This window comes from Actinosynnema sp. NPDC059797 (genome assembly GCF_042732085.1).
Lineage (GTDB): Bacteria > Actinomycetota > Actinomycetes > Mycobacteriales > Pseudonocardiaceae > Actinosynnema.
On record NZ_JBHWIE010000601.1, the window covers coordinates 1 to 2,890 of the forward strand.

Sequence of the window (2,890 nt, forward strand, 5' to 3'; positions counted from 1 at the left end):
CTCGTGGACCGCCGAGGCCGCCCCCGCGCGACGGCTGCCGCCCTCGTGCACCCGGGTGGTGGTCGAGGTCCTGGCGCGGGAGCTGGCCGACGACCCCGGGGTGTCCCGGCACCTGGACTGCGGCCGCCAGGTCCTGGCGACGCGGTGACCCGGCGGGCGGTGACCCGGCGGGCGGCGGCTCACCCCTTGCGGGCCTGGTTGAAGCGCAGCATGTTGCCGGAGGGGTCGCGGAAGGCGCAGTCGCGGACGCCGTAGGGCTGGTCGGTCGGCTCCTGGAGCACCTCGCCGCCCGCGGCGCGGATGCGCTCGAAGGTGGCGTCGCAGTCGTCGGTGGTGAAGATGACGCCGCGCAGCAGGCCCTTCGCCAACAGCTGGGCCATGGTCTCCTTGTCGGCGGCCGAGGCGTTCGGGTTCGCCAGGGGCGGTTCGAGCACGATGTTCACGTCGGGCTGAGACGGCGAGCCGACCGTCACCCAGCGCATCCCCTCGAACGCGACGTCGTTGCGCACCTCCATGCCGAGCACGTCCCGGTAGAAGGCGAGCGCCTTGTCGTGGTCGTCCACGGCGATGAAGCACTGAGAGAGCGTGATTTCCATGCGGGTCACGCTACGTGCGGGCGGCGGGCTTGGCTTCTCCGTTCCTGACCGGTCGCGTCAGGATCTTCGCCACGCACGCCGGGATGGCGGCGCCGTCCCCGTGGTCGCGCGCCCGGTACGCGCTGGGGCTCTCGCCGACCAGCTCGGTGAACCGCGAGCTGAACGACCCCAGCGAGGTGCAGCCGACCTCGAAGCAGACCTCCGTCACCGACAGGTCGCCCCGCCGCAGCAGCGCCTTGGCCCGCTCGATCCGGCGCGTCATCAGGTAGCTGTACGGGGTTTCCCCGAAGGCGGCGCGGAAGCTGCGGGAGAAGTGGCCCGGCGACATGAGGGCGGCGCGGGCCAGCGCCGGCACGTCGAGCGGCTTGGCGTAGTCGCGGTCCATCGTGTCGCGGGCTCGGCGCAGCCGGACGAGGTCTTCCAGGTTCACGCGACCACTTTCCCACAGCGCCGGGCGCCGCCGTTCCCGGTCACTGAGCGCGCTTGCCCGCCCCGAACGGGTGTAGATCCTCTTCCTTCGGGTAGTTGCCTGGTGACTGCCGACGAGGAGGAGCACGTGGACGCGAGCAAGCCCGCCAAGGTCGTGAAAGAAGCCTTGGACAAGGCGGTGGAGAAGGTCGCCGACCTGGTCACCCCGCCCGTTCCCGGGGCACCGGGCAGCAAGCCGCCGCAACTCGACGAGCCGACCGAGCCGCAGGAGCCGTTGCCCCGCAAGGCCGACCAGGCCTCGCCGCAGACGCGGACCGCCACCGGCGCGGAGACCGGCGCCGATCACGAGGTGCGCGAGCAGCAGGGCGCCTACCTGACCACGTCCACCGGGCTGCGCCTGTACGACACCGACCACTCGCTCAAGGCGGGTGAGCGCGGGCCGACGCTGCTCCAGGACCACCACCTGCGGGAGAAGATCACCCACTTCGACCACGAGCGCATCCCCGAGCGCGTGGTGCACGCGCGCGGCGCGGGCGTGCACGGCGTGTTCGTCGGCTACGGCAACGCCGAGCAGGTCTGCAAGTCCGAGTTCCTGAAGCAGGGCGTCACCACCCCGGTGTTCACCCGGTTCTCGACCGTGGTCGGTTCGCGCGGTTCGGCGGACACGGTGCGCGACACCCGCGGGTTCGCGACCAAGTTCTACACGTCCGAGGGCACCTTCGACCTGGTGGCCAACAACATCCCGGTGTTCTTCATCCAGGACGGCATCAAGTTCCCGGACGTCGTCCACGCCGCCAAGCCGCACCCGGACCGCGAGATCCCGCAGGCGCAGAGCGCGCACGACACGTTCTGGGACTTCGTGTCCCTGCACACCGAGGCCACCCACCACGTGATGTGGCACATGTCCGACCGGGGCGTGCCGCGCTCGTACCGGATGATGGAGGGCTTCGGCGTCCACACCTTCCGGCTGGTCAACGCCGAGGGCGGGACGTCGCTGGCGAAGTTCCACTGGAAGCCCAGGCTCGGCGTGCACTCCCTGCTGTGGGAGGAGGCGCAGATGATCGCGGGCGTCGACCCGGACTTCCACCGGCGCGACCTGTTCGACGCCATCGAGGCGGGCGCGTTCCCGCAGTGGGAGCTGGGCATCCAGGTGTTGCCGGACACCCCGGAGCAGACCTTCGAGGGCATCGACCTGCTCGACCCCACGAAGATCGTGCCCGAGGAGCTGGCCCCGGTGCAGCCGATCGGCATGCTCACGCTCAACCGCAACACCACCAACTACTTCGCCGAGACCGAGCAGGTCGCGTTCCACGTCGGACACCTGCCGCCGGGCATCGACGTCACCGACGACCCGCTGCTGCAGGCGCGCCTGTTCTCCTACATCGACACCCAGCTCAGCCGCCTGGGCGGGCCGAACTTCAACCAGATCCCCATCAACCGCCCGCACGCGCCGGTCAACGACATGCTGCGCGACGGCTTCCACCAGCACGCCGTGCACAGCGGCGTGGCGCCGTACAAGCCGAACTCGCTCGACGGCGGCTGCCCGTTCTTCGCGGGCATGGACGCGGGCGCGTTCGCGGAGGTCGCCGCGCCCGTCGCGGCGTCGGTGAAGCAGCGCCGGTCGCCCGCCTCGTTCTCGGACCACTTCAGCCAGCCGCGCATGTTCTACCGGAGCCTGAGCCCGGTGGAGCGCGAGCACGTCGTGCGGGCGTTCACCTTCGAGCTGGGCAAGTGCTACGAGCAGGCCGTCAAGGAGCGCCAGCTGAGGGTGCTGGCGAACGTGGACGCCGACCTGTGCGCCCGCGTGGCCGAGGGACTGGGCCTGCCCGCGCCGGAGCCCACCGAGCCCCTGGCCGAGGTGCCGA

The 2,890-nt window shown here is 71.0% G+C and carries 3 protein-coding genes; 1 reads left to right on the forward strand and 2 read right to left on the reverse strand.

Features of this window, described 5'->3' with window-relative positions; all coding sequences use genetic code 11:
- Nucleotides 1-179 precede the first annotated feature (179 nt).
- Together ACFV4N_RS42270 and ACFV4N_RS42275 are read right to left on the reverse strand one after the other, a co-directional pair.
- Nucleotides 180-596 (reverse strand): VOC family protein, encoded by a 417-nt coding sequence (locus tag ACFV4N_RS42270; RefSeq protein ID WP_499678324.1) that lies wholly within the window; start codon nt 594-596, stop codon nt 180-182.
- 10 nt (nt 597-606) lie between these two features.
- On the reverse strand, nt 607-981 hold the full coding sequence (locus tag ACFV4N_RS42275; RefSeq protein WP_499678325.1) for a helix-turn-helix transcriptional regulator: 375 nt from the start codon (nt 979-981) through the stop codon (nt 607-609).
- Between the two features lie 171 nt (nt 982-1,152).
- Between ACFV4N_RS42275 and ACFV4N_RS42280 the strand changes: the two genes are divergently transcribed.
- Nucleotides 1,153-2,890 (forward strand): catalase (locus ACFV4N_RS42280; RefSeq protein ID WP_499678326.1); only part of this gene is annotated, 1,738 nt, incomplete at its 3' end.